General features: G+C 67.9%; 25 protein-coding genes and 1 tRNA gene. 7 read left to right on the top strand and 19 right to left on the bottom strand.

Features of this window, described 5'->3' with window-relative positions; translation table 11 throughout:
- Nucleotides 1-29 precede the first annotated feature (29 nt).
- The 5 genes from AAFN88_RS03495 to AAFN88_RS03515 form a co-directional block, all read right to left on the bottom strand.
- The gene (locus tag AAFN88_RS03495) at nucleotides 30-464 is read right to left on the bottom strand and encodes a DUF971 domain-containing protein (RefSeq protein WP_347518207.1); all 435 of its coding nucleotides are present in this window, start codon (nucleotides 462-464) and stop codon (nucleotides 30-32) included.
- Nucleotides 457-636: a Trm112 family protein gene (locus tag AAFN88_RS03500; RefSeq protein ID WP_347518209.1), complete on the bottom strand. Its 180-nt coding sequence runs from the start codon at nucleotides 634-636 to the stop codon at nucleotides 457-459. The genes AAFN88_RS03495 and AAFN88_RS03500 overlap by 8 nt, the downstream gene beginning before the upstream one ends.
- Before the next feature lie 35 nt (nucleotides 637-671).
- Entirely contained in the window at nucleotides 672-1,331 is a 660-nt protein-coding gene (locus AAFN88_RS03505; RefSeq protein ID WP_347518211.1) for an LON peptidase substrate-binding domain-containing protein, read from the bottom strand.
- Between the two features lie 28 nt (nucleotides 1,332-1,359).
- A complete protein-coding gene (gene trxA, locus AAFN88_RS03510) occupies nucleotides 1,360-2,304 on the bottom strand; it encodes a thioredoxin (protein WP_347518212.1) in 945 nt (314 codons plus the stop codon).
- A 132-nt stretch (nucleotides 2,305-2,436) separates the two neighbouring features.
- Nucleotides 2,437-2,967 (bottom strand): prolyl-tRNA synthetase associated domain-containing protein, encoded by a 531-nt coding sequence (locus AAFN88_RS03515; protein ID WP_347518214.1) that lies wholly within the window; start codon nucleotides 2,965-2,967, stop codon nucleotides 2,437-2,439.
- Between the two features lie 257 nt (nucleotides 2,968-3,224).
- Here AAFN88_RS03515 and AAFN88_RS03520 point away from each other — a divergent pair.
- Nucleotides 3,225-3,299, top strand: a tRNA-Gly gene (locus AAFN88_RS03520).
- An 86-nt stretch (nucleotides 3,300-3,385) separates the two neighbouring features.
- On the opposite strand, the gene AAFN88_RS03525 is transcribed toward AAFN88_RS03520, so the two are convergent.
- Nucleotides 3,386-4,288, bottom strand: a complete 903-nt coding sequence (locus AAFN88_RS03525; RefSeq protein ID WP_347518216.1) for a LysR substrate-binding domain-containing protein — start codon at nucleotides 4,286-4,288, stop codon at nucleotides 3,386-3,388.
- A gap of 71 nt (nucleotides 4,289-4,359) precedes the next feature.
- Between AAFN88_RS03525 and AAFN88_RS03530 the strand changes: the two genes are divergently transcribed.
- Nucleotides 4,360-4,548, top strand: coding sequence for a hypothetical protein (locus tag AAFN88_RS03530; protein ID WP_347518218.1), 189 nt, complete (start codon nucleotides 4,360-4,362; stop codon nucleotides 4,546-4,548).
- 15 nt (nucleotides 4,549-4,563) lie between these two features.
- Here AAFN88_RS03530 and AAFN88_RS03535 read toward each other — a convergent pair whose 3' ends face one another.
- Together AAFN88_RS03535 and AAFN88_RS03540 are read right to left on the bottom strand one after the other, a co-directional pair.
- A complete protein-coding gene (locus AAFN88_RS03535) occupies nucleotides 4,564-5,952 on the bottom strand; it encodes an aldehyde dehydrogenase family protein (RefSeq protein WP_347518220.1) in 1,389 nt (462 codons plus the stop codon).
- Nucleotides 5,953-6,101: 149 nt separating this feature from the next.
- Entirely contained in the window at nucleotides 6,102-6,908 is an 807-nt protein-coding gene (locus tag AAFN88_RS03540) for a class III extradiol ring-cleavage dioxygenase (protein ID WP_347518222.1), read from the bottom strand.
- A 161-nt stretch (nucleotides 6,909-7,069) separates the two neighbouring features.
- On the opposite strand from AAFN88_RS03540, the gene AAFN88_RS03545 reads away from it, so the two are divergent.
- Nucleotides 7,070-7,267, top strand: coding sequence for a hypothetical protein (locus AAFN88_RS03545; RefSeq protein ID WP_347518224.1), 198 nt, complete (start codon nucleotides 7,070-7,072; stop codon nucleotides 7,265-7,267).
- A gap of 4 nt (nucleotides 7,268-7,271) precedes the next feature.
- Here the strand turns inward: AAFN88_RS03545 and AAFN88_RS03550 are convergent, their stop codons facing one another.
- The gene (locus AAFN88_RS03550; protein WP_347518225.1) at nucleotides 7,272-7,727 is read right to left on the bottom strand and encodes a MarR family transcriptional regulator; all 456 of its coding nucleotides are present in this window, start codon (nucleotides 7,725-7,727) and stop codon (nucleotides 7,272-7,274) included.
- Between the two features lie 285 nt (nucleotides 7,728-8,012).
- Between AAFN88_RS03550 and AAFN88_RS03555 the strand changes: the two genes are divergently transcribed.
- Complete coding sequence (locus AAFN88_RS03555; protein WP_347518227.1) at nucleotides 8,013-8,696, top strand: SDR family NAD(P)-dependent oxidoreductase; 684 nt, start codon at nucleotides 8,013-8,015, stop codon at nucleotides 8,694-8,696.
- 124 nt (nucleotides 8,697-8,820) lie between these two features.
- On the opposite strand, the gene AAFN88_RS03560 is transcribed toward AAFN88_RS03555, so the two are convergent.
- The 4 genes from AAFN88_RS03560 to AAFN88_RS03575 form a co-directional block, all read right to left on the bottom strand.
- Nucleotides 8,821-9,210, bottom strand: a complete 390-nt coding sequence (locus AAFN88_RS03560; RefSeq protein ID WP_347518229.1) for a VOC family protein — start codon at nucleotides 9,208-9,210, stop codon at nucleotides 8,821-8,823.
- 31 nt (nucleotides 9,211-9,241) lie between these two features.
- The gene (locus AAFN88_RS03565; RefSeq protein WP_347518231.1) at nucleotides 9,242-9,595 is read right to left on the bottom strand and encodes a cupredoxin family copper-binding protein; all 354 of its coding nucleotides are present in this window, start codon (nucleotides 9,593-9,595) and stop codon (nucleotides 9,242-9,244) included.
- A gap of 3 nt (nucleotides 9,596-9,598) precedes the next feature.
- The gene (locus AAFN88_RS03570; RefSeq protein WP_347518233.1) at nucleotides 9,599-10,132 is read right to left on the bottom strand and encodes a DUF4142 domain-containing protein; all 534 of its coding nucleotides are present in this window, start codon (nucleotides 10,130-10,132) and stop codon (nucleotides 9,599-9,601) included.
- A gap of 220 nt (nucleotides 10,133-10,352) precedes the next feature.
- Complete coding sequence (locus AAFN88_RS03575; RefSeq protein ID WP_347518235.1) at nucleotides 10,353-11,282, bottom strand: AraC family transcriptional regulator; 930 nt, start codon at nucleotides 11,280-11,282, stop codon at nucleotides 10,353-10,355.
- Nucleotides 11,283-11,644: 362 nt separating this feature from the next.
- On the opposite strand from AAFN88_RS03575, the gene AAFN88_RS03580 reads away from it, so the two are divergent.
- Nucleotides 11,645-16,525, top strand: coding sequence for an NAD-glutamate dehydrogenase (locus AAFN88_RS03580; RefSeq protein WP_347518237.1), 4,881 nt, complete (start codon nucleotides 11,645-11,647; stop codon nucleotides 16,523-16,525).
- A gap of 26 nt (nucleotides 16,526-16,551) precedes the next feature.
- Here the strand turns inward: AAFN88_RS03580 and AAFN88_RS03585 are convergent, their stop codons facing one another.
- The gene (locus tag AAFN88_RS03585) at nucleotides 16,552-16,866 is read right to left on the bottom strand and encodes a YbjQ family protein (protein ID WP_347518238.1); all 315 of its coding nucleotides are present in this window, start codon (nucleotides 16,864-16,866) and stop codon (nucleotides 16,552-16,554) included.
- A gap of 154 nt (nucleotides 16,867-17,020) precedes the next feature.
- Here AAFN88_RS03585 and AAFN88_RS03590 point away from each other — a divergent pair, with 154 nt between their 5' ends.
- Complete coding sequence (locus tag AAFN88_RS03590; RefSeq protein ID WP_347518240.1) at nucleotides 17,021-18,334, top strand: MFS transporter; 1,314 nt, start codon at nucleotides 17,021-17,023, stop codon at nucleotides 18,332-18,334.
- Nucleotides 18,335-18,446: 112 nt separating this feature from the next.
- On the opposite strand, the gene AAFN88_RS03595 is transcribed toward AAFN88_RS03590, so the two are convergent.
- Nucleotides 18,447-18,662 carry a hypothetical protein gene (locus AAFN88_RS03595; RefSeq protein ID WP_347518241.1) on the bottom strand — a complete coding sequence of 72 codons (216 nt, stop codon included), beginning with the start codon at nucleotides 18,660-18,662 and terminating at the stop codon, nucleotides 18,447-18,449.
- A gap of 111 nt (nucleotides 18,663-18,773) precedes the next feature.
- Here AAFN88_RS03595 and AAFN88_RS03600 point away from each other — a divergent pair, with 111 nt between their 5' ends.
- A complete protein-coding gene (locus tag AAFN88_RS03600; RefSeq protein ID WP_347518242.1) occupies nucleotides 18,774-19,667 on the top strand; it encodes a LysR family transcriptional regulator in 894 nt (297 codons plus the stop codon).
- A 21-nt stretch (nucleotides 19,668-19,688) separates the two neighbouring features.
- Here the strand turns inward: AAFN88_RS03600 and AAFN88_RS03605 are convergent, their stop codons facing one another.
- The 4 genes from AAFN88_RS03605 to AAFN88_RS03620 all read right to left on the bottom strand — a co-directional run bounded on the left by AAFN88_RS03605 (nucleotide 19,689) and on the right by AAFN88_RS03620 (nucleotide 25,986).
- Complete coding sequence (locus AAFN88_RS03605; protein WP_347518243.1) at nucleotides 19,689-20,801, bottom strand: response regulator; 1,113 nt, start codon at nucleotides 20,799-20,801, stop codon at nucleotides 19,689-19,691.
- A gap of 264 nt (nucleotides 20,802-21,065) precedes the next feature.
- Nucleotides 21,066-22,184 carry a response regulator gene (locus tag AAFN88_RS03610; protein ID WP_347518245.1) on the bottom strand — a complete coding sequence of 373 codons (1,119 nt, stop codon included), beginning with the start codon at nucleotides 22,182-22,184 and terminating at the stop codon, nucleotides 21,066-21,068.
- 157 nt (nucleotides 22,185-22,341) lie between these two features.
- Nucleotides 22,342-23,922, bottom strand: coding sequence for a bifunctional phosphoribosylaminoimidazolecarboxamide formyltransferase/IMP cyclohydrolase (gene purH / locus AAFN88_RS03615; RefSeq protein ID WP_347518246.1), 1,581 nt, complete (start codon nucleotides 23,920-23,922; stop codon nucleotides 22,342-22,344).
- Between the two features lie 120 nt (nucleotides 23,923-24,042).
- Entirely contained in the window at nucleotides 24,043-25,986 is a 1,944-nt protein-coding gene (locus AAFN88_RS03620) for a nucleoside-diphosphate sugar epimerase/dehydratase (RefSeq protein ID WP_347518248.1), read from the bottom strand.
- Nucleotides 25,987-26,029 lie beyond the last annotated feature (43 nt).

Consider the following 26,029-nt stretch of genomic DNA (forward strand, 5'->3'; position numbering starts at 1 on the left):
GGAATCAGGCCAGCGTTCAGGTCTGGTTGTCAGGGGTCGCGGCTTAAGCCGCGCGCTTCCAGGGACTCGAGGTAGGCCTGCCACAGGGCGTCCTTGTCGCGGCCCAGGCGGTAGAGGTACTGCCAGGAGAAGATGCCGCTGTCGTGCAGGTCGTCGAACTTGATGCGCACCGCGTAGTTGCCCACCGGCACGATCTCCATGATGCCGACGTGGCGGCGTCCGGCGACGGTCTGCTTCTGTCCGGCCCCGTGGCCCTGCACTTCGGCCGAGGGGCTTTCGACGCGCAGCAGCTCGGCCGGGTAGGCGAAGGCCGCGCCGTTGTCGAAGGCGACATGCAGCGTCTTGTCCGCGGCGCTGTAGCGGATTTCCGTCGGCCAGTGCTCGGTGTCGAAGTCCTGGGCGGCCTCTTCCCGCAGGGTCTTGCCGCCGCCCGCCGCCCCGTTGCTCGCCGCCCCGTCAGTCATCGATCTGGCGGGCCTCGTCGACCAGCATGATCGGAATGCCGTCGCGGATCGGGTAGGCCAGGTGCGCCTGTCGGCTGATCAGCTCCTGGGCTTCGGCATCGTATTCCAGCGGCCCCTTGGTCAGCGGGCAGACCAGGATTTCCAGCAGCTTCGGATCGACGGTGTGGGTCATGGGCCTGTTCCTGATATCTCCGCGGGGACTTGCGGTCAGTGGTGCTTGGTTTCGGTGGCGCCGTCGTGGTCGTGGGTGGCCATTTCCATGATGGCGGTCAGCGCCTCGGCGCGCTCGGTCAGCGTCATGGACTCCAGCAGCGCCTGCTTCTCCGGCGCACCCAGCGGACAGATCATCGCCAGCGAAGTCACCAGGCGCTCGTCGCTGGTCTGTTCGATGGCCTCCCAGTCGCCTTCGATGGAGTTGGCCTCGAAGTAGGCGTTCAAGACCTTCATCAGGCGCTCGCGGTCGATCTCGCCCTTGTCTTCTTCCATGTCCTCGGCGAAGCGCGCGTAGTCCGGCTCCACCAGTCGGTAGCTGCCGGCCGGCAGCTCGCGCGCCACGTCGAAGCGGATCAGGCCCGACAGCGTCACCAGGTAGCGGCCGTCGTCGGTTTCGTTGAAGGAGGTCACGCGGCCGACGCAGCCGGTCTCGTAGACCTTCGGCGCTTTCTCGCCGCGGCATTCGTCGCAGGGCTGGATCATGCCGATCAGCCGGTTGCTCGCCATGGCGTCGTCGAACATCGCCAGATAGCGCGGTTCGAAGATGTTGAGCGGCAGGCGTCCTCCGGGCAGCAGCAGCACGCCGTCCAGCGGAAAGATCGGCAGAACTTTCGGCAGGTCCTCGAAAGCGGGATCGAAGGCGGTGCGGCTCATAACAACATCTGGCTATGCCAAAGCGGGGTCAGGCGAACAGCAGGGACGACAGGCGCCGCCGGGTTTCGATGGTCAGCGGGTCGGTCGGGCCCCAAGCTTCGAAGAGGGTGACCAACTGCTTGCGCGCGCCCTCTTCGTTCCAGTTGCGGTCGCGGCGGATGATCTCCAGCAGCTCGTCGGCGGCGGCCTGGCGCTGGTTGGCGCCTTGCAGGGCCATGGCCAGGTCGAAGCGCGCCTGATGGTCGTTGTGGTCGGCGGCGACCTTTTCCATCAGCGCCGGGATCTCGCCGGCCTCGGCGGCCTGCTCCTGCAGATTGATCTGCGCGGCGACGGAGGCGAAGGCGGGGTTGGCGCGCAGCTTGTCGTCCAGGCCTTCGTAGACCTCGCGTGCGGTTTCCAGTTCGCCCTTGGCCAGGTAGCAGGCGATCAGCCCGGCCAGGGCCTCGGCGTTCTCCGCGTCGTGCTGCAGGACCTGGCCGAAGATGGCCGCGGCGGTGTCGGCCTCGCCGGCTTCCAGCGCGCCCTGGGCCTGCTCGATGGCCTGCTCGATGGGGCTCGGCCCCTGGCCCGCGGCGCCGGCCTTGCGCAGGCGCTCGACGAAGGCCTTGATCTCGCTTTCCGGCTGCGCGCCCTGGAAGCCGTCGACCGGCTGGCCCTGGAAGAAGGCGTAGACCGTGGGGATCGACTGGATGCGCAGCTGGGCGGCAAGCTGCTGGTTTTCGTCGACGTTGATCTTGACCATGCGCACGGCGCCGCCGGCGGCTCTGACCGCGCTCTCCAGCATCGGGCCCAGTTGCTTGCAGGGACCGCACCAGGGGGCCCAGAAGTCGACGATGACCGGCGCCGTCATGGAGGCGTCGATGACGTCCTGGGCGAAGGCCTGCTGATCGCTGTCCTTGATAACGTCGGCGCCGGCTTGCGCCGGGGCTCCAGGGCCGCCAGGGCCGTTCGGTCCGCCGATGATCGGTTCCATGCTTGTCTTCCGTCCTGCCTGCTGATTTGAGGCCCGCCGCCGGATTTTCCGGCCGCTGCGGGCAGTTCCACACCATAAATGGCGGCTTTCGGGTCCGAGGGCAAGCCCACCCGCCCGCAAGGGTGTCCGGTGCTAGCCGGCGCCGCCCATATCCAACATTAGGGGCGCGTGGCCCTCGGCCTCCAGGAAGCGGATCAGGTCCTCCGGAGAGACGGCGGTGGTCATGGTGTTGACCAGCGGGTGGCAGTTTACGGGCCCCCTCTCCATGACGCCGCTGTCCAGCACCATGGTGACCTCGCAGCCCTTGTCGTTGGTCACCGCGAAGGGTGTCACCGAACCGGGCAGCACGCCCAGATAGGTCATCAGGCGCTCGGCGCTGCCGAAGGAGAAGCGGCCCGCCTCCAGGCGCTGTCCCAGGGCCTTCAGGTCGACCTCACGGTCCTCCAGGCAGGTGACCAGCCACATCCTGCCCTTCTTGTTGCGCAGGAAGAGGTTCTTGATGTGGGCGCCGGGCAGCTCGCCGCGCAGGGCCTTGGCTTCTTCCACCGTGTAGACCGGCGGGTGGGCCACGGTCCGCGCCGCGATGCCCAGCTCGTCCAGGCGCGCCAGCAGCGCCTCGGGCGAGGTCGGCAGCGCGTCCGTGGCGCTCTCAGTCTCGGGCATGATCTTCCACCTCTTCCGGAGCCTTTTTCTTGAGCCGTTCGTCGCCTGGGGCCGTAGCAGACTGGCGCCTCTTTGTCACCCTGCGGGGCACGGGCCGGGGCGATTTTCAGCCGCTTTCGCCCTGTTTTCCGGGCCCTTAAGCCTTGGGTAGCACTCAGCGCCTAGTCTGGCCTCCGGCCCCTTCGCGGGTGGCCTGCAGTCCCTTCAAAGAGGGGCTTGCAAAGTCCTCAGAAAGCGGGTATTTCCCCGCTTCCGGTGCGGGCGTAGCTCAGGGGTAGAGCACAACCTTGCCAAGGTTGGGGTCGTGAGTTCGAATCTCATCGCCCGCTCCAATTCCCCTCCTTCGGGAGAGGGCAGATGCAAAAGAGGCGGCCTTCGGGCCGCCTTTTGCGTTTCGGGGTGATCTCCGGCCCGGGGCTCAGGGCGCTTCATCATCTTCGGCGAAGGCGGCGAATTCCTCGCGCAGCCAGGCCTCGAACTTCTGCACCTTGGCGGCCTTCGGGCGCTGCGCCGAAGTCACCAGCCAATAGGCGTAGCCGGTCTTGTGGCGGCCGGGAAAGGGCGCCACCAGCTGGCCCTCGGCGAGGGCATAGGCGGCCAGGGTCGGCCAAGCCAGGAAGACGCCTTGCCCGGCGATGGCCGCCTGCAGGCAGAGGCCGGCGTCCGAGTAGAGCGGCCCCTCGGTCAGCTCCAGGCCGCTCAGCCCCTCCGGCGCCAGCCAGGCCTCCCAGGTGAACATGGCGCCACGGTCGCGCAGCACCGGAATCCGGGCCAGGTCCTCGGGCCGGGTCAGGGATTCGGCGAGCGCCGGGCTGCACAGGGGGAACACCACCTGGTCCAGCAGGTGCGCCACCGTGACGCCGGGCCAGCTGCCGCTGCCGATCCGCACCGCCAGGTCGATGCCGGCGTGGTCCAGGTCGGTCAGCCCGGTGGAGGCGTCGATGCGCAGCCTCAGTTCCGGTGCCCGTTTGGTGAAGCGGCTGAGACGCGGGACCAGCCATTTGGCGGCCAGGATCGGCGGCACAGAGACGGTGAGGGTGTTGGCCGTCTCGTCGCGGCCCAGCGCCGCCGCCGCGGTCAGGTGACGGAAGCCCTCATGCAGGTGTGCCAGCACCTGGCCGCCGAAGGCGGTCGGCTCCAGGCCCTTGGGGCCGCGGACGAAGACGGCCTGGCCCAGCTGGGCCTCGGCCTTCAGCACCTGCTGGCTGACCGCGCCCAGGGACACGCCCAGCTCCTCGGCGGCGGCGGTCAGGCTGCCCAGGCGGCCGGCGGCCTCCACCGCCCGGAGCGCGTTGAGATGCAGGCGCGACAGCTCACTCATATAGAAAATCTATAGAGGTTCAGTGAAAAACGGCAGTGAAATAGGTATAGGTCTATTAGAAAATTATAGCCATGGTTTGGAGCATTCAGATCCCCTGGCTGCGCTGGCCCGGCTTCCCTGGACGGCCGCGGTGCACCCCGCGGACCGCCTGCGAGGCCGACTGGCGGCGCGATCCTCTGGCCCATCCGGCTCTGCGGGCGATGACCCAGCGTGAGCTGGGCGACCTGCCCTTCGATCCCCGCAGTGTTGCCGACGAATAAGACTGTATTCTTGATCTACGCCGTATGGCGCAGATGGAAGGACTTGGGCCGGGTCAGCATCTCGTAGCCGACCTGGGACAGGGTGGCGCCGCGTCCGGTGTCCTTCACGCCGGTCCAGGCCAGCATGGGGTCCAGGTAGTCGGCGCGGTTCATGAACACCGTGCCGGTCGCGACCTCGCCGCCGATGGCCTCCGCCGCGGCCAGGTCCCGGGTCCAGATCGAGGCGGTCAGGCCGAAGTCGGAATCGTTCATCAGGCGCACGGCTTCCTCGTCGCCGGAGACCTTCATGATGCCGACCACCGGGCCGAAGCTCTCGTCCCGCATCACCGACATGTCGTGGGTGACGCCCGTCAGCACCTGCGGGGCCAGGTAAGGCGTGCCGTCCTTGTTGGCCGCGAAATCCCGGGGGTCCAGGTGGGCGGTGGCGCCGGCCTGCACGGCGGCGGCGATCTGGCCGCGCACGAAGTCGGCGGCCGAGGTCTTCACCATGGGCCCGAGGGTGGTCTCGGGGTCCAGCGGATCGCCCAGCACATAGCCGCGGGTCAGCTCGACGAACTTCTCGACGAAGGGGTCGAAGAGGCTGTCGTGCACGTAGACGCGCTCGATGCCGCAGCACGACTGGCCGGAATTGAAGAAGGCGCCGTCCATGATGTTCTCGGCGGCGAAGTCGATGTCGGCGTCGGCGCGCACGTAGGCCGGGTCCTTGCCGCCGAGCTCCAGCCCGACGCCGATGAACTGGCCGGCGGCGGCCTGCTCGATCACCTTGCCGGCCTCGACCGAGCCGGTGAAGTTCACCTGGTCGGCGAGGCGCGCGGCGATGATCTTGCTCACCTGGCCGTGGCTGAGGCAGAGGTTGGTGAAGAGGCCTTCGGGCAGGCCCGCCTTGTCGGCGGCCTGCTGGAAGCGCTCGCCCACCAGCAGCGTCTGGGCGGCGTGCTTCAGCACCACGGCGTTGCCGGCCATCAGCGCCGGGACGATGGAGTTCACCGCCGTCAGGTAGGGAAAGTTCCAGGGTGCGATGGTCAGCACCACGCCCAGGGGCTCGCGCTTGATGTAGCGCTTGAAGCCGTCCTTGGGGTCGGGGACCACCGGGGCGAGGGACTGCTCGGCGATGCCGATCATGCCGCGGGCGCGCTCCTCGAAGCCGCCCAGCTCGCCGGCGCCGAACCTCACCGGACGGCCCATCTGCCAGGCCAGCTCCGGGATGATGTCGTCCTTCATGGCCAGCATGGCGTCGGTCAGCGCGTTGCAGTAGCGCGCGCGCTCGGCGATGGGCAGGCGTGCCCAGTCGCGCTGGGCTCGGCGGGCCTGCGAGAAGGCCGCCTCCACCTGGCCGTCGCCGGCCACCGGGCGGCGCGCGACTTCGCTGTTGTCGACGGGGGAAATGCAGATGGTCTCGGTCACGGTGGAACTCCCAGAACAGGCCCTGTTGCGAACACGGCCTTTCCCGGCCGCACGCTTATGATGCGGCGGTTCGATAGCACGACTTGACCCGTCTTTGCACCGTCCGCGCGACGCAGGGCGGCTATGCGCCGGGCGGGGTTGGCGGGAGGTCAGTCGAAGCGGAAGGCCGAGAGCGCCACGTCCATGACCCGGTCGGTGAAGTCGCGCCGCCCGGGGCCGCCGGCGCCGGCCGCGACCATGAGGGGCAGCAGGTGTTCCTCCTGCCCGCGTGGGTGGGATTCCAGGCCGCCCGGGGCCTCGGTCCAGGCCGCCAGCGCCTGCGCGCGGGCCGCCGGGTCGGCGGCATGCTCCGTCAGCCAGGCGTCGAAGCTCTCCGAGGGCGCGGTGAAGCGCGGATCGCCGTAGCCGCGCATGTTGTGGAAACTCATGCCCGAGCCGAGGATCAGCACGCCTTCCCCGCGCAGCGGCGCCAGGGCGCGCCCGGCGGCCAGGTGCGCGGCCGGGTCCAGGTCGGCGCGCAGAGACAGCGCCACCACCGGCACATCGGCCTCGGGCAGGACCAGCTTCAGCGGAATGAAGACGCCGTGATCGAAGCCGCGCTTGTCGTCCTCGGCGGCGGGCAGCCCCGCGTCCTGCAGCAGGGCGGCGATCCGCGCGGCCAGCGCCGGATCGCCCGGGGCCGGATAGGTCAGCTGATAGGTGTGCGGCGGAAAGCCGTAGTAGTCGAAGATCAGCTCCGGCGCGGCGGCGCTGGTGACGGTGAAGGCCGGCGCCAGCCAGTGGGCGGAGACCACCAGCACCGCCTTTGGCCGTGCCGGCAGCCCGGCGGCCAGCCCGCGCAGATAGGCGGCCATGCGGTCCCAGGCGTCCGGCGGCGACCAGTCCATGAAGAAGCAGGGGCCGGCGCCGTGCGGCACGAAGAAGCTGGGCAGGGGCGGTGCGGTGTCTTGCGGCATGGGGCCTCGCGCGGCGGGAAGACTCCAAGATATAGGCGCGGGCGCGGCGATTGCCATGCCGGCCCCGTTCCAGCCTGCAAGGTCGTTTGACAGGCCCCGTTTGACAGGAAGGGGCAAAGCGTCGGACAAAGAAGGCCCCTTTCCCGCCGAGAGGTCATGTCATGTCCCAGCCACGCCTGCCGCTCTGGCAGCGTCTTCTCATCACGATCCTGGTGATGCTGGCGGCGAGCTACATCGCCGGCCTGATCTGGAACGCCGTCTTCGGTTTCGCCCTGCCGCCTTACGTCGCCGGGGTCATCGGCGGCCTGAGCGCGATCCCGGTCTGGGATCTGCTGCAGCGCATCCGGCCCAAGGGGTGATTGCCTAATCCGTCTCCACCGTCTCCAGGATGGCGTCGCGCACCGCCGCGACGCGCTCGCGCAGCCGGTCCAGCTCACGGGCGCTGCATTGCGTTGCGGCCTGGACTGCCTTCGGCACCGTCTTTGCCTTCTCGCGCAGCCGCCGGCCCTTCGGTGCCAGGCGGATGGTAACCTGCCGCTCGTCCTCGCGGCTGCGCTCGCGGCGCAGCAGGCCGGCGGCCTCCATGCGCTTCAGCAGCGGCGTCAGGGTGCTGGAGTCCAGCATCAACTGAGTGCCCAGGCTGCCGACGCTGCGGCCGTCCTCCTCCCACAGCGCCAGCAGGACGAGATACTGCGGGTAGGTCACGCCCAGGCGGTCCAGCAGCGGCTTATAGGCGCGGTTCAGCGCGTGCGCCGTCGAATAGACGGCAAAGCAGAATTGTCTTTCCAGTTCCAGAGGGTTGCTATTCTTCGCGGCCATGGCGTTCTTCCTTCGCGTCGTCTCGTCCTCGAATGACGGCCCGGGCCGATGGTGCGCAGGCCTGGTTGGGAGGCGGCGCAGGCGTCGCCAGGAGGCGATCCTGCATCTGTTACACGATTTGATCGTGCCCGATATATATATTTGCCGCGGCCGGCGGTTGCACACAGCCCTGGTCTGAGGGCCACGGCCCCCTAGATATTGAGATGACGGCGCAATGCGAGGCCGAGACGCGTCAAAGGCCCGTCCCGGCTTTTCCCCGCCGCAATGTGAAAGGAGGATTGAGCGATGGCCGAAACCGTTCTCATCGTGGGCGCCGGAGAGGGGCTCAGCGCCTCGGTGGCGCGGCGCTTCGCCAAGGATGGCGCGCGGATCGCGCTGGCGGCGCGCAACACCGACAAGCTGGCCGCGCTGGCCGCCGAGCTGAATGCCGGGACCTATCCCTGCGACGTCACGGAGCGCGCGAGCGTAGACGCCATGGCAGGGGCGGTGGCGCGGGACCTGGGCGTGCCGGATGTGGTGCTCTTCAATGCCTCAGGCCGCGAGCGCGGCCCTTTCACGGAGCTCGACCCCGAAGCGGTGAAGCGGGCCCTGCTGGTGTCGTGCTACGGCGGCTATCTGGTCTGCAACGCCGTGGTGCCGCCGATGCTGGAGCGCGGCAGCGGCACCATCCTGCTGACCGGCGCCTCGGCCAGCGTGAAGGGCTATCCGCGATCGGCGCCCTTCGCCATGGGCAAGTTCGGCCTGCGGGGCCTTGCCCAGTCGCTCGCCCGCGAGCTGCAGCCCCAGGGACTTCACGTGGTTCATTTCGTCATCGACGGCGGCATCCGCTCGGCGGCGCGTCCCGATGACGGCCGCGACGCCCTGCTGGACCCCGATGCCATCGCGGAGACCTATTTCCAGGCGGCACGCCAGCATCGCTCGGCCTGGACCTGGGAGGTGGAGCTGCGCCCCTGGGTCGAGAGCTTCTAGCTCCACCTCTTCAGTCAGGCCTTAGGGGGCAAGGCTCCTGCCGCCGTCAGGCGGTGAAGCCCCCTGCCGCCGTCAGGCGGTGAAGCCCCCTGCCGCCGTCAGGCGGTGAAGCCCCCTGCCGCCGTCAGGCGGTGAAGCCGTTGTGGATGGCTTCCAGCTTGTTGCCGAAGGGATCGCGCACGAAGGCGGCATAGACGTCCGCCTTGGGGTAGCCCGGGCGCGGGCCCGGCGCGCCTTCGTCGCTGCCGCCGTTGTCCAGGGCGGCCTTCGAGAAGGCGTCCACCGCTTCGCGGCTGGCGGCGGCGAAGCAGATGTGGGTGCCGTTGCCGGCGCTGGCCGCCTGCTTGTCGAAGGGCAGGATGATGACGAACTGCGGCACGGTGGTGCCGTAGGCGGCAAGCCCGTCGAGGGCGGCCAGGCAGTCACAGCCCAAGGCCTTCATCAGCGGGTCGTAGAACTTGCGGGCGGCCGCGATGTCGGGCACGCCGACGCTGGCATGATCGATCAGGGTCATGGTCGTTTTCCTATGATTGGAGAGGGGGAGGTCAGGGTGCGACGACGATCTCGCCGCGCATCATGGGATGGAAGGCGCAGAAGTAAGCGAAGTCTCCGGCGCTGCTGAAGGTGGTGCGAAAGGTGGCTTCCTTGGAGAGCTCGCCGCTGTCCCAGTCGCCGTCTTCGGCGCTTGCGGTATGCGGGGCGAGATCCCGGTTCACCCATTCGACGCTGTCGCCGGGCCGCACCTCCAGGCGTTGCGGCTGGAAGGTGAAGCGTTCGATGACCACGCGGTGCAGCTGGGACGCTCCGCCGCCGGTGGCGCCGGAAGAGCCCGAGAGCCCTCCCAACGCCAGCCCGGCGAACAGCAGGGCGAGCAGCGCCGTGACGGCGGTGCGCGCCATGACTCAGCCGCAGTTCAGCGAAGTGACCATGCTCTCGGCATGGCCTTCGTGAACCTTGAAGGTCACCAGCGCGTCGGACAGCAGGCTCTTCAGCTCCGGTACCGTGGCCTGGGGAATGAAGCTGCCCTCGACGGTCTGGTTGACGACCTGATGGTAGCCCAGCTCGTTGGTGGCATAGGCGCAGTCGAAAGCATGGCCTTTGAGGGCGATCAGCTCGGCGCGCTTTTCCGAAGCCCCCTTGACCAGGGCCTGGCTCAGGTCGTTGTCCTGGGGCGTCACGTTCAGCTTGGTGATCAGCGCCACGGCCTCGTCGTTCACCGCGGTGTGGTCGCGGATCATGGTGGCGGCGAAGTCGCGCACCATCTGGTTTTCCGACACGGCCAGCGCCAAGTGCGCATAGCGGATATCCAGGTTACCGGCGGTGTAGGCCGTATGAGCGATCTCCAGGTCGTTCATGGCCTTCTCGTCGGCAGAGGCGCAGCCCGCGGCCACGGCCGTGAGCAGGGCGACGCTGGTGAGAAGCAGTTTGCGGGGCATCTGGTTTTCCTTTCCTTGAGGGTAAGGGGATGCCTTGCCCGCCGCGCGGTCGGCGGCGCGCGGGACGGGCGGTCCCCCCTGTCTGGCATAGCTCAGAGGCGTTTTTCAGCCGACAGGGGGAAATTGGGTCGGGCAGGACTATAGATCAATCCGCGCAGGAAAAAGCGGGACAAACGGCAGCCTATTCGGGACGATCTGCAAAGAATCGTCAGAAGGGCTCTCAGGCGGTGCGGCGCCTGTAGGCGGAGGGCGCGACCCCGAACTTGCCGGTGAAGGCACGGCTGAAGGCGGCCGGCGACTTATAGCCGGTCTGGCTGGCCACCTGCTGCACGCTGCTGGCCGGCCCCCGCTCCAGCAGCGCCAGGGCCTTCTGCAGGCGCCAGTCGGCCAGATAGGCCATGGGGCCCTGCCCGACCAGGGCGCTGAAGCGTTCGGCGAAGCGGCTGCGCGACATGCCGGCCTCGGCGGCCAGGCGGTCGACGGTCCAGGTATCGCCCGGCTGGGCGTGGATGAGTTGCAGAGCGCGGCCGATCTGGCGGTCGCGGAAGGCATCGACGATGCGCTTCAGTTCCTCGCACTGCTCGACGCCGATCCGCAAGACCTCGATGAAGACGATTTCCGACAGGCGCGTGACCGCGGCGGCGCTGCCGATCTCCTCGGCGAACACCCGCCGCGCCACCAGGCGCAGCACTTCGTCCAGCCAGGGCTCGCGCGCCCGCATGGCGGCGGTGATCACCAGGGATTCCGGCAGTGCGCGCAGCAGTGGATGCTCGGCGGCGGCGCGGAAGGTGAAGTGGCCGCAGACCATCTGGGTCGAGGCCCGCGGGTCGCCCTGGCCGACGACCAAGGCGCCTTCGCCGCCGTAGCCGCTGTCCTTCAGCACCGTCTCCAGGTCGGTGGCCTGGCGCTGCGCGCTGTCGGCCAGCACATGGCCGCGCCCGCGCGGGATCAGCACCAGGTCGCCGGGGCTGAGGTCCACCGCGGCGCCGGAGGCGAGACGGACGTGACAGCTTCCCTGGATCACCAGATGAAAACGCGCCGCCTGCGCATAGTCGGGCACGGCGACGGCCCAGGGGCTGGAGAAATCGGTGCGGAAATAGAGCGCGCCCTTCAGTTCCAGGGTGTCGAGGATGTCGTTTAAAACGTCCATGCTGCCAAAACGTCCCTGCTGCGGCGCTCCCGGCCGGCCCTTCTTCTTGCGGCCCGCCGTCGCGGACACCCGTACAGGAACTTAGGGCATCCGGCGGGATTGGAAAGGGCCGGGATTCAACGAAACGGTTCCGGCCGGACCGCGGCGGAGCCGGGCGGCGCGCCCGGTGGGCGGCGCGGGCGGTTTTCCACCGGCTTCTCCCGCCGCGGCGCTTTCGCCCCTTAGATTTCGGTGCGGGAATGGTTTAGCTTGTGATCCAGGTGGCTTGAATCGCAACGCGGCGGTCGGTGCCGCCGCCGGGGCGACTCATGGCGCCGGCGGCAAAGCGGGTAGGTCAAGAAACTGGGGCAGAAGGAAACGTCATGGCAGACAAGAGCGCGCAAGCGCGGTCCCGACTCATCGGCCAGATCGTGCAGGCGGTCGGCAAGCGTCTGAGCGCGGCCAAGGCCAAGCGCGCGGAGGTCTTCGTGCGGCAGTTCTTCGCGAACGTCCCGCCCAGCGACCTGCGCGGCGAGTCGGCCGACAATCTGGCCGGCGGGGCGCTGGCGATGTGGGACAGCCTGCAGCAGCGCAGTCCGGGCAAGGCCAGCGTGCGCGCCTACAACCCCGATCCGCAAACCCACGGCTGGGAATCGCCGCACAGCATCATCGAGATCATCAACGACGACATGCCGTTCCTCGTTGACTCCGTGACCGCGGAGATCAACCGCAATGAAATCGACGTGCGCCTGGTCATCCACCCCATCGTCAGTCTGCGCCGTGACGTCAAGGGCAAGCTGGTCGAGCTGATCGACCCCAAGGCCAAGCGGGCGGCGAAGGCCGGGCCCGGAACCCCGGCGCCGGGCGGCGAATCGGCGATGCAGATCCAGATCAGCGAACAGCCGGACAAGCGTCTGGCCGAGATCGCGGCGCGCATCGAGGCCGTCTTGCGGGATGTCCGTGCGGCGGTCGAGGACTGGGCGGTGATGCGCGAACGCTGCCGCGAGGTGATCAAGGGCCTGGAGACCAAGCCGCCGGTGCTGCCGGTGGCGGAAATCGCCGAGGGCCTGGAGTTCCTCCGGTGGATGGACGACGATCACTTCACCTACCTGGGCTACCGCGAGTTCAGCTTTCAGGGCCGCGGCGGCAATGCGGTCACCAAGATCCACAAGGCGCGCGGCCTCGGCGTGCTGCGCGATCCGGAAGTGCGGGTCTTCGACGGCCTGCGCAATCTCGGCAAGCTGCCGCCGGAGGTGCGCGACTTCGTGCGCCAGCCGCAGCTTCTGCGCATCACCAAGGGCAACCACCGCGCCACCGTCCATCGCGCCGTGCACCTGGACACCATCGCCGTCAAGACCTTCGACGACGCCGGCAACGTGACCGGGGAGCGGCTTTTCGTCGGCCTCTTCACCTCCATGGCCTACTCGCGCTCGCCGAGCGAGATCCCTCTGCTGCGCCAGAAGGTCGACGCCGTGTTGCAGCTTTCCGGCTTCTCGCCGCGCAGTCACGACGGTAAGGCGCTGACGCACATCCTGGAAAACTATCCGCGCGACGAGCTGTTCCAGATCTCCGTCGAGGAACTGCACCAGATCGCCGTCGGCGTACTGCACCTGCAGGAACGCCAGCGCACGGCGCTCTTCGTGCGCCACGACCCTTTCGAACGTTTCGTCTCCTGCATGGTCTACGTGCCGCGCGACCGCTACGACACCAGCCTGCGGCGCAGGATGCAGACCTTGCTGGCGGCGGCCTACGACGGCCACTGCACCAGTTTCTCGGCGCAGATGAGCGACGAGGCGCTGGCCCGCCTGCATGTCATCATCCGCACCAAGCCGGGAAAGATTCCAGCCGTAAAGCTGCCGCACCTGGAAGCCCGTCTGGAGGAGGCGTCGCGGTCTTGGTCCGACCTGCTGGAGGAGGCGCTGGTCTCGGAGTTGGGCGAGCAGCGCGGGATCCGGGCGTTCAGGCGCTACGAGCGGGCCTTCCCGCCCAGCTATCAGCGCCACTTCTCTCCGCAGACCGCGGTCTGCGACATCCAGAGCATCGACGAGGCGACCTCCAGCGGCGACCTGGCGATGCACCTCTACTGCCCCGAAGGCGCGGCGGCCCATGTCCTGCACTTCAAGATCTACGTGCTTGGCGAACCGGTGCCGCTGTCGGACATCCTGCCGATGCTGGAGAACATGGGGCTCAAGGTAATCGGCGAGGTGCCCTATGACATCGAGCTGGCCGAGGTGGACTCGCCGGTCTGGATCCACGACTTCGACATGGTCACGGAAGGCGAGGTGCCGATCGACCTGGGGGCCGTGCGCGACGCCTTTCACGAGGCCTTCGCCCGCGTCTGGCACAGCCGCATGGAAGACGACGGCTTCAACAAGCTGGTTCTGCACGCCGGATTGACGGCGCGCGAGGTCATCGTGCTGCGGGCCTATTGCAAGTACTTGCGCCAGGCGCGCATCCCCTTCAGCCAGGATTACATGGAGGCGACCCTGACGCGCAACGCCAAGCTGGCGCGCAATCTGGTCGACCTCTTCATCGCGCGCTTCGACCCGGCCGCAGAGAAGGGCTCGCAAAGGCTCGTCAAGAAACTGGTGGCGGAGATTCACCGGCAGCTCGATCAGGTCTCCAACCTGGACGAGGACCGCATCATCCGCCGCTACCTGAACCTCATTCTCTCCACGCTGCGCACCAACTTCTTCCAACCTGCCGCCGACGGCAGCGAGAAGACCTACTGTTCATTCAAGTTCGACTCGCGCGCCATCGAGGAGCTGCCGCAGCCCCAGCCGCTGCGCGAGATCTTCGTCTACAGCCCGGCGGTGGAAGGCGTGCACCTGCGTTTCGGCATGGTGGCGCGCGGCGGCCTGCGTTGGTCCGACCGCCTGGAAGACTTCCGGACCGAAGTGCTGGGTCTGGTCAAGGCGCAGCAGGTGAAGAACACGGTCATCGTTCCGGTCGGCTCCAAGGGCGGCTTCGTCATGAAGCAGCCGCCGCCTCCGGAAGCGGGCCGCGAGGCCTTCCTGGCCGCCGGCATCGAATGCTACAAGACCTTCATTCGCGGCCTGCTGGACATCACCGACAACCTGAAGCGCGGCCGCGTCGTGCCGCCGAAGAAGGTGACGCGCTACGACGCCGACGATCCCTACCTGGTGGTCGCCGCCGACAAGGGGACGGCGACCTTCTCCGACATCGCAAACGGCGTCTCCGCCGATTACGGTTTCTGGCTGGACGACGCCTTCGCCTCCGGCGGCTCGGCCGGCTACGACCACAAGAAGATGGGCATCACGGCGCGCGGCGCCTGGGAGTCGGTCAAGCGCCACTTCCGCGAACTGGGCAAGGACTGCCAGAAGGAAGACTTCACCTGCGTCGGCTGCGGCGACATGTCGGGCGACGTTTTCGGCAACGGCATGCTGCTGTCCAAGCACATCGCGCTGATCGGCGCCTTCAACCACATGCACATCTTCGTCGATCCGACGCCCGATCCGGCGCGCGGCTGGGCCGAGCGCAACCGCCTGTTCAAGCTGCCGCGCTCGGCCTGGACCGACTACAATGCGGAGCTCATTTCCAAGGGCGGCGGCGTTTTCGAGCGCAGCGCCAAATCCATCAAGGTGACGCCTGAAATGAAGCGCGCCTTCGGCATTGCCAAGGACAGCGTCACGCCCAACGAACTGATACAGGCTTTGCTCCTGGCCGAGGTGGAGCTGCTGTGGTTCGGCGGCATCGGCACCTACATCAAAGCCGGCGAGGAGAGCAACGTCGACGTCGGCGACCGCGCCAACGACGCACTGCGCGTCAACGGCAAGCTGGTGCGCGCCAAGGTGATCGGCGAAGGCGCCAACCTGGGCGTCACCCAATTGGGCCGCATCGAGTACGGCGAAGCCGGCGGACGCTGCAATACGGACTTCATCGACAACTCCGCCGGCGTCGATTGCTCCGACCACGAGGTCAACATCAAGATTCTGCTGGGCGACGTCGAGCAGGCCGGCGAAATGACCCGGGTTCAACGCGACAAGCTGCTGGAGAAGATGACCGACGAGGTCGGCGAACAGTGCCTGCGCGACAACTACCTGCAGAGCCAGGCCATCACCGTCACCCATCAACTCGGCGGGCACCTGCTGGACCGCTTCGCGCGCTTCATGCGCGCGCTGGAGAAGGAAGGCCTGCTGAACCGCCGCATCGAATACCTTCCCGACGACGAGGAGGTGCTGGAGCGCATGAAGCGCGGCGAGGGCCTGACCAGGGCCGAGATCGCGGTGCTGCTGTCCTACTCCAAGCTGGTGCTCTACGATGATCTTCTGCGGTCCGACCTGCCGGACGACGTCTATTTCGCCGCCGACCTGGAGACCTACTTTCCCAAGCCGCTGCGCGCGCCCTATTCGAAGCAGATCGAACGCCACCGGCTGAAGCGGGAGATCGTGGTGACTGTGGTCAGCAACGACCTGATCAACCGCGTCGGCATCAACTTCGTGCACGAGGTGCGCGAAAAGACCGGAATGCCGCCCGAAGAGGTGGTGAAGGCCTACGTCATCGCCCGCGAGATCTTCGGCATGCGCGAGATCTGGGCGCAGATCGAGGCGCTGGACAACAAGGCACCGGCCCTGGTGCAGTCGCGCATGCTGGTCGAATGCGGCCGCCTGATCGAGCGCGAGACCGTGTGGTTCCTGCGCGAGATGGGCATGCCCCTCGACATCGCCGCCGAGATCGACCGCTTTGGCGAAGGCGTTGCCACGCTGATCGGGTGTCTCGATTCTCTGCTCTCCAAGGCCGATATCGAACTGCTCGGCCAGCGCACGGCGCAACTCGTCGAGCAGGGGGCGCCCCAGGCCCTGGCGCACCGCGTCGCCAGCCTCGCCCTGTTGAAGCCGGTCTGCGACGTGGTGCGCATCGCCGGCAACCTGAAGCTGCCGGTGGAGATGGTCGCCGAGGCCTACTACACCATCGGCTACCGCTTCGGCTTCGACTGGCTGCGGCGCTCGGCCGAGTCGCTGCCCACCGACACCGCCTGGGACAAGCTGGCGGTGACGGCCATCATCGACGACTTCTACGGCCATCAGAGCGAGCTGACCACGCGGGTCCTGAACGGCAGCGGTTCGGCCAAGAGCAAGGCCAAGGCGGCAACCGACAAGATCATCGCCGCCTGGTCGGAAAGCCGCGCGCCGCTGGTGGCGCGCACCGAGCAATTGCTGGAGGAACTCAAGGCCTCCGGCACGCCGGACTTCGCCATGCTGGCGGTGGCCAACCGCCAGCTCAAGTCGATGGTGTCGGGATGAGGGGCCGGGTTTAGCCGAACTTCATCCTAACCCAGCTTGACGGCGGTGCCGTTGGCCGAGACCATCAGCATGGAATCGCCGACCACCTCGTAGTCCAGGTCGACCGCGACCACGGCGTCGGCGCCGGCCGCCTCGGCCTCGGCGATCATGTCCTCGATGGCGTGCTCCTTGGCGCCGCGCAGCGCCGCCTCGTAGCCGCCGGCGCGCCCGCCCACCACATCGCGCACCCGGGCGAAGACGTCGCGGAACACGTTGGCGCCGACGATGCAGTCGCCGGAGACGATGCCCAGGTATTCGGCGACCTTCTTGCCTTCGATCCCATCGGTGGTGACGATCAGCATTGGGGGTCCTCGCGCTGTGATGACTCTGGCTGTGATGACTCTGACTGGGCAGCCTACACCGCTTGAGCGCTGCCGAGAAAGCTGCTAGCCCCTGATCTCAGGGCGCATTCACTTGGTTCGCCGCGCTCCGCCGCGGCCGTCGGGGAGGTTTCAGATGGTTTCCGGTGCACCAGCCTCCTCGGACCAGGCGGCCGACCCGCTGCGCTGGCGCGGCCGCCGCGCCGCCGCCGTCGCCTGGTGTCTCTACGACTGGGCCAACTCCTCCTACCCGACGGTGATCATCACCTTCGTCACCGCCACCTACTTTGCCCGCGCCGTGGCCGAGACGCCGGAAGCCGGCACCGGGCAGTGGGGTCTCATGCTCTCGCTCTCAGGTGTCGTCCTCGCGGTCATGGCGCCGATCTTCGGCGCCATCGCCGACCAGGGCGGCGGGCGCAAGCCCTGGATCGGGTTCTTCTCGCTGGTCGCCATCTTCTGCGCGGCGGGGCTGTGGTGGATCGAGCCCGACCCGGGCTTCGTAGTTCCGGCCCTGCTGCTGGTCGCCGTCGGCAACACGGCCTTCGAGTTCGGCCACGTTTTCTACAACGCCATGCTGCCGGAGGTCGCGCCGAAGAGCCACCTGGGGCGGCTGTCGGGCTGGGCCGGCGGGCTGGGCTACGTCGGCGGCATCGCCTGCCTGGCGGCCTGCCTGTTCCTCTTCGTGCTGCCGGAGACGCCGCTTTTCGGCCTCGACAAGCAGCGTGCGGAGGAGCTCCGCATCACCGGCCCCTTCGTCGGCCTGTGGTTCGCGGTCTTCGCCTTGCCGCTCTTCGCCGTGGTGCGCGAGTCTGCGCCGCCCTTTCAGACCGGGCGCGCGGTGCGCGAGGGCCTGGCCAGCCTGTGGCGTACCCTGAAGCTGCTGCCCGAGCAGCGCCAGACCGGCCGCTTCCTGCTGGCGCGCATGCTCTACACCGACGGGCTCAACACCCTCTTCGCTTTCGGCGGCATCTACGCCGCCGGCAGCTTCGGCATGAGCTTCAAGGAGATCCTGATCTTCGGCATCCTGCTGAACGTCACCGCCGGCCTCGGCGCCTTCGCCTTTGCCTGGATCGACGACCTGGTGGGCGCCAAGTTCACCATCCTCTTTTCGGTGGCGGCCTTGATCCTGCTGGGCGGCGCCATCCTGCTGGTCGAAAGCCAGTTGTGGTTCTACCTGCTGGGCTGCGGCATCGGCGCCTTCATTGGCCCGGCGCAGACCGCCAGCCGCTCCTTCATGGCGCGCATCGCGCCGCCGCAGCTGCACGCGGAGTTCTTCGGGCTCTACGCGCTCTCCGGCAAGGTGACGGCCTTCCTCGGCCCGGCGCTGGTCGGCTGGGTCACGGTCTGGGCCGACAGCCAGCGCGTCGGTATGGCGACGATCCTGGTCTTCTTCCTGGCCGGGCTGGTGCTGATGTGGAGCATCCGCGATCCGCAGCGCCCGGCGCCTTAGATCGGATCATCGTGTGAATCCGGTCTATCTCAAAGGCGTCGAGCAGGGTCACAGGGCCGGTGGATCGTCTTGGGCGATTCCCGCCGACCCTGGTCTGCTCTAGGTCCGTTCTTCAGCAGCAGGGCTGGCGCGATCCGTTGAGACGCAGGGCCCGCAGGCTGCAGCCTCCCACGAGGTGCCGGAAGACCCCGCGGAAGCCCGCGCGCAGCGCTTCTCCCTGCAGGCGGCGGCCGCGGGCCACCAGGCGTTCGGTCTCGGCCCGGCTCGTCGGTGCCGCCGGGCCGGGCTGCCGGAATGCGGGGCGATGAGCGGACGGATGAACGGACATGAGCGGGACTCCTTCTGGCCGGAATGGGCGGATTCAGAAGCTACAGGCGTTCCGCTGAATTGATAATTCATCGAAATAGAATATGATCTGTTCCTCTATGGAAAGAATTCGATGCAGAGCGACACGCTGGAAGGACTTCCGATCTTTGTGCGGGTGGTGCGGGAAGGCAGCTTCTCGGCCGCGGCGCGGGCGCTGGATCTGACCCCCTCGGCGGTCAGCAAGCAGATCGGCCGCCTGGAGGACCGCCTCTCGGTGCGGCTCTTCAACCGCACCACCCGCCGCCTCGGCCTGACCGAGGAGGGCGCCGCCTTCTACGAGCGCGCAAGCCGTATCCTGGCCGACCTCGAGGACGCCGCCCAAAGCGTTTCCAGCCTGAAGGCGGTGCCGCGTGGGCGGCTGCGCGTCACTTTGCCGACGGCCTTCGGCATCCTGCACCTCCTGCCGGCTTTGCCCGACTACATTGCCCGCCACCCCGAGGTGACGCTGGAAATCGACCTCAACGACCGCTTCGTGAACATGGTCGAGGAGGGTTTCGACCTCGCCTTGCGCATCGGCGACCTGGAGGATTCCAGTCTCGTCGGCCGCCGCCTGGCCGCCAACCGGCGGGTGCTCGCCGCGGCGCCGGCCTATCTGGCCGGCCGCCCCACGCCGGAGCGCCCGGAGGATCTCGCGGGGCACGACTGCCTCATTTACACCTACCGGGCCCAGCGCCACGACTGGCGCCTAGTCGACGAAGCGGGACAGGAAAGCTTCGTTTCCGTGAGCGGCAAGCTGGAGACCAACAACCCGATGATGCTGCGCGAGGCGGCGCTCTCGGGCCTGGGGATTGTATTGTTGCCGTTGTGGATCATCGGGCCGGACCTCAAGGCCGGGCGCCTGCAGCGCATCCTGCCCACGCACCACTGGCCCGACAGCGCCATCCACGCGGTCTATCCGCCGGGGCGGCATCTCTCCGCCAGGGTGCGCAGCTTCGTCGATTTTCTGGTCGAGCGCTTCGCCGAATGAAACGCCGCGCGGCGGCGGCGCTCAGATCGGGCCGCTGGTGGGGCCTTCGCTGTACTTCTTCACCGCCCGCTCGATGTCCTGCAGCAACTCGGCGCCGACCTTGCCGCCATCGCCCCGCACCTGCTTGTTGAAGACCACGCGCAGGGCGTCGATGTGCGCCTCGATCAGCTTCAGCCGGTTGTCGGTCACCTTGCCGCGGCTGTCCAGCGTCGCGTCGTGGAGCGACTTGCCGAAGGAGGTGATCAGGGGGTAGTCGAAGATGCCGCCCTGGCCGCGCAGCTCGTGGGCGATCTGGTTGATGTTGACGATGTGCTGCTTGGGTTCTTCCTCTCTCTTCACCAGCGCCTTGTATGATTTCGTCATGGTGTCGAGGTAGGTCTTCACCCAGACGGCGTAGTCGCCGACCATCTCCTGGATGCGGTTTTCGGCCGCCTGGATGACCAGCGGGTCGAAGTCGATCTGGCCGCGCAAAGCGTTGGTGCCCAGCTTGTCGCGCAGCCGGTTGGCCGGGCGGAAGTAGATGGCGCGTACGTTGTCGCGCAGGCTGCGGATGTTGGCGCGGGCGTGGATCACCTGAATCTGCGAGGCTTCGGTGACGCGGCGGTTCTTCTCCGGCTGGCTGTAGTCGCCGGTATAGCCCCAGTTCGCCGGCCGGTCCTGGCGGCGCCGGTCGGGGCCGAAGTAGCCGGGGGCCAGCACGTACTGGCGCGGATTCTTGATGACCTCCAGGATCCGGTCGCCCAGGCTCTTGGCGGAGAACGGCTTGGCCAGGAACTCCGACACGCCGGCGTCGCGCGCCGCTTCGACGATGCGCTGGTCGGCGGCGCCCGAGAGCATGACGAAAGGCACGAAGCGGTCGGGCGCCTGCTTGCTGGTGCGGACCCAGCGCAGGAAGAGGGCGCCGTCCACCTCCTCCATCACGAAATCGGAGAGAACGATGTCGACGGTGCCGAAGCCGGCGCCGATCGGGTTGCGCCGGCTTTCGCTGAGCGACTCGATGGCCGCGGTGGCCGAAGAGCGGGCGACGATATTGCCGATGCCGAGCATGCGCAGGGTGGAGACGATGAGGTTGCGCATGAAGGTGTTGTCGTCCACCACCAGGATGGTGATGTTGTCCCAATTCAGCTTCAGCATGATGACCCTGGGGGCTGCGGCATGAAATACTCGGCGGGGAAGGAACGCGGCTCCCGGGGTATTGGCGCGCGACGAATACCACTTGGAATGATCCGACGACGCACCGCCGCGCATCGAGGCGGCGGCGCGAAGGACTTCCTGTCCAACTTAGTTCGAATGTATGAAAAATTGCCTACAATTTGTAGGTGCTTACTGGGCGTCAATTACCGCTATGAGAGAGAAAAGACTCCCGGCTCTGCACGCCCTTGATGTAGGGGCCCTGCGTTAGCTGCGCGCTTTCGGCTTGCGCGGTTCGCTGTACTTCTTCACCGCGGTTTCGATGTCCTTCAGCAGGGCTGCGCCGACGTCGCCGCCGCTGCCCCGGACCTGCTTGGTGAAGACCAGGCGGATCGCGTCGATGTGGGCTTCCAGCAGTCTCAGCCGGTTCTCGGTGATCTCGACGCCGCTGTCGGACGTCGCCTCGCAGAGGGTCTTTCCGAAAGAGGTGATCAGGGGGTAGTCGAAGATGCCGCCCTGGCCGCGCAGCTCGTGGGCGACGGCGTTGATGGTCAGCAGATGCTTGTGGCTGGCGCCGTCCTTGCGGGAGAGGGCGCGATAGGCGGCGGTGATCTGTTCCACGTAGCGCTGCACCCAGACAGAGTAGTCGCCGACCAGCTCCTGAACCTTGGTCTCGGCCGCCTGGATGACCAGGGGATCGAAGTCGATCTGGCCGCGCAGCGCGTTGGGGCCCAGTTTGTCGCGCAGGCGGTTGGCCGGCCTGAAATAGATGGCGCGCACGTCGTCGCGCAGCGTGCGGACGTTGGAAAAGGCATGGATCACCTGGATCTCCGACGCCTTGGTGGTGCGGCGGTCCTTGCCGCCCCCGCCGCTCGCTTCATCGCCGGCGCTCCACAGCGTCGGCCGCTCCTGGCGCCGCCGGTCGGGACCGAAATACCCCGGAGCCAGGACGAACTGGCGGGGATTTTTGATCACCTCCAGCACGCGGTCGCTCAGGGACTTGGCCGAAAAGGGCTTGGCCAGAAACTCCGTCAGTCCGGCGTCGCGGGCGGCCTCGACGGCTTCCTGGTCGGCGGCGCCGGAAACCATGACGAAAGGCGTGAAGCGGTCGGGCGCGTCCTTGCTGGTGCGCACCCAGCGCAGGAACAGCAGGCCGTCGACCTGCGCCATGACGAAGTCGGAAAAGATGATGTCGATGCTGCCGATGCCCGCGCCCGCCGGATCCTTGCGGCTGAGCTTCAGCCGGTCGACCGCCTCGCGGGCGCTGCCCATGTCGGTGATGTTGGTCAGGCCCAGGACGCGGAGCGTCGAGATGATGAGATTGCGGATAAAGGCGTTGTCGTCCACCACCAGGACGTTGATGCTGTCCCACTTCAGTTTCGGCATGACAGGCCTTGGCCACTCGAGGCTCGGTGAGCCGGGCGGCGGAACCGCCGCCGACTCCGTTATCGTTCGGGTCTCCTGGCGCGACGATAGCGGCCAAGCCTGAACATCACCCTAAAGCCTGCCACAAAGCCGCCGGGAATACTCCCGGGTAATCATCCTAATGGCGGAAGTGGCGCATGCCGGTGAAGACCATCGCCAGGCCCGCCTCGTCCGCGGCCGCGATCACCTCTTCGTCGCGCATCGACCCGCCCGGCTGGATCACCGCCGTGGCGCCGGCCTCGACCGCGGCCAGCAGCCCGTCGGCGAAGGGGAAGAAGGCGTCGGAGGCGACGACCGAACCCTCGGTCTTCGGCGTCTGGCCTTCCGGCGCGGCCTCGCGCGCCTTCCAGGCGGCGATGCGCGAGGAGTCGACGCGGCTCATCTGGCCGGCGCCGACCCCGACGGTGGCGCCGTCGCGGACATAGACGATGGCGTTGGACTTCACGTGCTTGGCGACGCGGAATGCGAAGATCATGTCGGCCAGCTCGCGCTCGCTCGGCTGACGCCTGGTGACGACCTTCAGCGCCGCCGGGTCCAGGCGCCCGTTGTCGCGGCTCTGGGCCAGGAAGCCGCCGGCCAGCGGCATCGTCACCATGCCCGGCTCGGAGGGGTCGGGCAGGGCGCCGGTGACCAGCAGGCGCAGGTTCTTCTTCGATGCCAGCACCGCCTTGGCGGCCTCGTCGACCTCGGGGGCGATGACCACCTCGGCGAAGAGCTTGGCGACCTCTTCGGCGGTGGCGGCGTCGAGGCTGCGGTTGACGGCGATGATGCCGCCGAAGGCGCTGACCGGATCGCAGGCCAGGGCCTCGGCGTAGGCCGCGGACAGGCTGTCGCGGCTGGCCACGCCGCAGGGGTTGGCGTGCTTGATGATGGCGACGGTCGGCGCTTCGAACTCGGCGACCAGCTCGAAAGCGGCGTTGGTGTCGTTCAGATTGTTGTAGCTCAGCTCCTTGCCCTGCAGCTGGGTGGCGCCGATCACGCCGGGGCGCGCCGGGCCGGCGGCATAGGCGGCGGCCTGCTGATGCGGGTTCTCGCCGTAGCGCAGATCCTGCGTCTTGCGGCCGGACAAGATCAGGCGCTCGGGGAAGGCCTCGCCTTGTTCCTTCGCCAGCCAGCCGGCGATCATGGCGTCGTAGGCGGCGGTGTGGCCGAAGGCGGTCTTGGCCAAGCGCCGGCGCAGGGTGGCGCCGACCGCGCCGTTGTTGGCGGTCATCTCCGCCTGCACCTCGGCGTAGTCGGCCGGGTCGGTGACGATGGTGACGAAGTCGTGGTTCTTGGCCGAGGCGCGCACCATGGCCGGGCCGCCGATGTCGATGTTCTCGACGCAGGTGTCGTAGTCGGCGCCCGAGGCCAGCGTCGCCTCGAAGGGGTAGAGGTTGGAGACCACCATGTCGATGCCGGCGATGCCGTGCTCCCGCATGGCCGCGACGTGACCCTCGTCGTCGCGCCGCGCCAGGATGCCGCCGTGGATCGTCGGGTGCAGGGTTTTCACCCGGCCGCCCATGATCTCCGGAAAGCCGGTGTGGGCGGCCACTTCCACCACCGCTACGCCGGCCTCGGCCAGCGCCTTGGCGGAGCCGCCGGTCGACAGGATCTCGACTCCCTGGCCGGCCAGGAAGCGGCCGAAGTCGGCCAGGCCCGTCTTGTCGGAGACCGAAATGAGCGCGCGCTTGATCGGCGTGGGCGTGTCGACAGGCATAGGTGGGCTGCTCCCCTGCAGGCGGTTGTCCTAGGCGGTGGACCGAACGTGGGTTCGGAATGGTATGGAACGAATGCCGCGCTGTGTAAGTGGCGCGGCGGGAATGGTCAAGTGCGGGGGTCAGGCGCCGGCGGCGGCACTGCGGCGATCGTCCGCGCGGCCGCCGCGGAACTCCGGCACCAGACGTTGCAGCAGGCGCAGCGCCTCCTCCTGCTCGCCCTGCCGGATGAGGCCCGCCAGTTCGTCCAGGTTGCGGCCCAGCAGCTCGGCGTCGGCGGTGCGCGGCGTGGCAAGGTGCAGGCCCGGATGGCTGGTCGGCATCAGCGCCTCGTTGCCATGGAACAGCTCCTCGTGCAGCTTCTCGCCGGGACGCAGGCCGGTGAAGCGGATCTCCACGTCCTTATCGGGCTTCAGGCCCGCCAGGCGGATCATCTGGCGCGCCAGGTCGACGATCTTCACCGGCTCGCCCATGTCCAGCACGTAGATGCGCCCGGCTTCCCGGGGCGGGCTCTCGGTGCCCAGCGCCGAGGCCTGCAGCACCAGCTCCACCGCCTCGCGGATGGTCATGAAGTAGCGCGTCATCTCCGGGTGGGTGACGGTCAGCGGCCCGCCGCCCGCGAGCTGGCGCTGGAACAGCGGCACCACGGAGCCGGTCGAGCCGAGCACGTTGCCGAAGCGCACCGTGACGAAGCGCGTGCCACCTTCCGACGCATTGCCGCCGGATTGGCGCAGCAGATCCTGCGCCTGGCAGTAGCTCTCGGCCAGGCGCTTGCTGGCGCCCATGACGTTGGGCGGGTTGACCGCCTTGTCGGTGGAGACCAGCACCATGGCGGCGACGCCGCTGCGCCGGCAGGCGTCGGCGACGTTGCGCGTGCCCAGCACGTTGGTGTGCAGACCCTCCAGGGGATTGAACTCCACCATGGGGACGTGCTTCAGGGCCGCGGCGTGAAACACCAGATCGGGCTTGGCCTCGGCGAAGAGGCGTTCGACGCGCGTGCGGTCGCGCACGTCGCCGATCAGGGCCAGGCGCGGCACCTCGGCGAAGCGCTCGCCCAGCTCCATGTCGATGGAATAGAGGTTGAATTCCGAGGCATCGAACAGGGTGATCTGCGCCGGCGTGAAGGCGGCGATCTGGCGCGCCAGCTCGCTGCCGATGGAGCCGCCGGCCCCGGTCACCAGCACCCGCCGCCCCTCGATCAGGCGCTGCATGGCCGGACGGTCCAGCTTGGTCTGGGTGCGGCCCAGCAGGTCCTCGATGGCGATGGGACGGATCTGCAGGCGTTCTTCAACGCCGCCGCTGAAATCGGTCAGCCGCGGCAGGCGGGCGACGGTGGCGCCCTGGCCGTCGGCAGTCTCCAGCACGAAGTCGACCTCGTCGCGCTCCAGCGGCTTGGTCAGGATCACGCGCTGCGGCTTGCGCTGGCGCTTGGCCAGATGCTGGAAGACCTCCGGCAGGTCGCTCAACTGGCCCAGCACCGGCACGCCATGGATCTTGCGGCCGATGCGCGTGCCCTTCTCGTCGATGGTGCCCAGCACCTCGAAGGGGCCGTCGCGGTCGCGCGCCATTTCGCGGATGAAGGTCTCGGCGGCGTCGCCCGCGCCGACCAGCAGCACCGGCACGCGGCGGTGGCGGTCGCGTTCCAGCAGGTGCCGGAAGCCCTGGTCCTTGAACACGCGGTAGAGCATGCGCGGCGCGCCGAGCAGGAAGATCAGCACGAACCAGCTGATCACCAGCCAGGAGCGCGGCAGGCTGTCCAGGCGCGTGACCAGGAAGGTCAGCGGCAGGAAGACCGCGAGCGACAGGCTGACCGCCTTGATGATCGCCACCAGGTCGTTCATCGAGGCGTAGCGCCAGACGCCGCGGTACAGGCCGGTGGTCAGGAAGACTACGCCGCAGACCGCGGTGAACAGCAGCATGGACGGCCACAGCGTCGTCAGGAGCGAGGACCAGGCTTCGTTTCCCAGGCGCAGCAGCAGGGCGATCATGAAGGCCGCCGCCGCCATCGCCAGGTCGTGCAGGAAGGCGACGAGCTGGCGGGGAAACTTCGAGGAGCCCAATTTCATGCTTTCAGGTCCAGAACCTTATGCTTTCCGCCCGAAACGGCGG

Source organism: Pelagibius sp. CAU 1746 (assembly GCF_039839785.1).
In the GTDB taxonomy this organism is placed as follows: Bacteria; Pseudomonadota; Alphaproteobacteria; order Kiloniellales; family Kiloniellaceae; genus Pelagibius.

What these genes read in the sequence shown, in the direction of transcription:
- AAFN88_RS03495 (WP_347518207.1), bottom strand. Translation starts at nt 464, where the DNA reads ATGACTGACGGGGCGGCGAGCAACGGGGCGGCGGGCGGCGGCAAGACC.
- AAFN88_RS03500 (WP_347518209.1), bottom strand. Translation starts at nt 636, where the DNA reads ATGACCCACACCGTCGATCCGAAGCTGCTGGAAATCCTGGTCTGCCCG.
- AAFN88_RS03505 (WP_347518211.1), bottom strand. Translation starts at nt 1,331, where the DNA reads ATGAGCCGCACCGCCTTCGATCCCGCTTTCGAGGACCTGCCGAAAGTT.
- trxA (WP_347518212.1), bottom strand. Translation starts at nt 2,304, where the DNA reads ATGGAACCGATCATCGGCGGACCGAACGGCCCTGGCGGCCCTGGAGCC.
- AAFN88_RS03515 (WP_347518214.1), bottom strand. Translation starts at nt 2,967, where the DNA reads ATGCCCGAGACTGAGAGCGCCACGGACGCGCTGCCGACCTCGCCCGAG.
- AAFN88_RS03525 (WP_347518216.1), bottom strand. Translation starts at nt 4,288, where the DNA reads ATGAGTGAGCTGTCGCGCCTGCATCTCAACGCGCTCCGGGCGGTGGAG.
- AAFN88_RS03530 (WP_347518218.1), top strand. Translation starts at nt 4,360, where the DNA reads ATGGTTTGGAGCATTCAGATCCCCTGGCTGCGCTGGCCCGGCTTCCCT.
- AAFN88_RS03540 (WP_347518222.1), bottom strand. Translation starts at nt 6,908, where the DNA reads ATGCCGCAAGACACCGCACCGCCCCTGCCCAGCTTCTTCGTGCCGCAC.
- AAFN88_RS03545 (WP_347518224.1), top strand. Translation starts at nt 7,070, where the DNA reads ATGTCCCAGCCACGCCTGCCGCTCTGGCAGCGTCTTCTCATCACGATC.
- AAFN88_RS03550 (WP_347518225.1), bottom strand. Translation starts at nt 7,727, where the DNA reads ATGGCCGCGAAGAATAGCAACCCTCTGGAACTGGAAAGACAATTCTGC.
- AAFN88_RS03555 (WP_347518227.1), top strand. Translation starts at nt 8,013, where the DNA reads ATGGCCGAAACCGTTCTCATCGTGGGCGCCGGAGAGGGGCTCAGCGCC.
- AAFN88_RS03560 (WP_347518229.1), bottom strand. Translation starts at nt 9,210, where the DNA reads ATGACCCTGATCGATCATGCCAGCGTCGGCGTGCCCGACATCGCGGCC.
- AAFN88_RS03565 (WP_347518231.1), bottom strand. Translation starts at nt 9,595, where the DNA reads ATGGCGCGCACCGCCGTCACGGCGCTGCTCGCCCTGCTGTTCGCCGGG.
- AAFN88_RS03570 (WP_347518233.1), bottom strand. Translation starts at nt 10,132, where the DNA reads ATGCCCCGCAAACTGCTTCTCACCAGCGTCGCCCTGCTCACGGCCGTG.
- AAFN88_RS03575 (WP_347518235.1), bottom strand. Translation starts at nt 11,282, where the DNA reads ATGGACGTTTTAAACGACATCCTCGACACCCTGGAACTGAAGGGCGCG.
- AAFN88_RS03580 (WP_347518237.1), top strand. Translation starts at nt 11,645, where the DNA reads ATGGCAGACAAGAGCGCGCAAGCGCGGTCCCGACTCATCGGCCAGATC.
- AAFN88_RS03585 (WP_347518238.1), bottom strand. Translation starts at nt 16,866, where the DNA reads ATGCTGATCGTCACCACCGATGGGATCGAAGGCAAGAAGGTCGCCGAA.
- AAFN88_RS03590 (WP_347518240.1), top strand. Translation starts at nt 17,021, where the DNA reads ATGGTTTCCGGTGCACCAGCCTCCTCGGACCAGGCGGCCGACCCGCTG.
- AAFN88_RS03595 (WP_347518241.1), bottom strand. Translation starts at nt 18,662, where the DNA reads ATGTCCGTTCATCCGTCCGCTCATCGCCCCGCATTCCGGCAGCCCGGC.
- AAFN88_RS03600 (WP_347518242.1), top strand. Translation starts at nt 18,774, where the DNA reads ATGCAGAGCGACACGCTGGAAGGACTTCCGATCTTTGTGCGGGTGGTG.
- AAFN88_RS03605 (WP_347518243.1), bottom strand. Translation starts at nt 20,801, where the DNA reads ATGCTGAAGCTGAATTGGGACAACATCACCATCCTGGTGGTGGACGAC.
- AAFN88_RS03610 (WP_347518245.1), bottom strand. Translation starts at nt 22,184, where the DNA reads ATGCCGAAACTGAAGTGGGACAGCATCAACGTCCTGGTGGTGGACGAC.
- purH (WP_347518246.1), bottom strand. Translation starts at nt 23,922, where the DNA reads ATGCCTGTCGACACGCCCACGCCGATCAAGCGCGCGCTCATTTCGGTC.
- AAFN88_RS03620 (WP_347518248.1), bottom strand. Translation starts at nt 25,986, where the DNA reads ATGAAATTGGGCTCCTCGAAGTTTCCCCGCCAGCTCGTCGCCTTCCTG.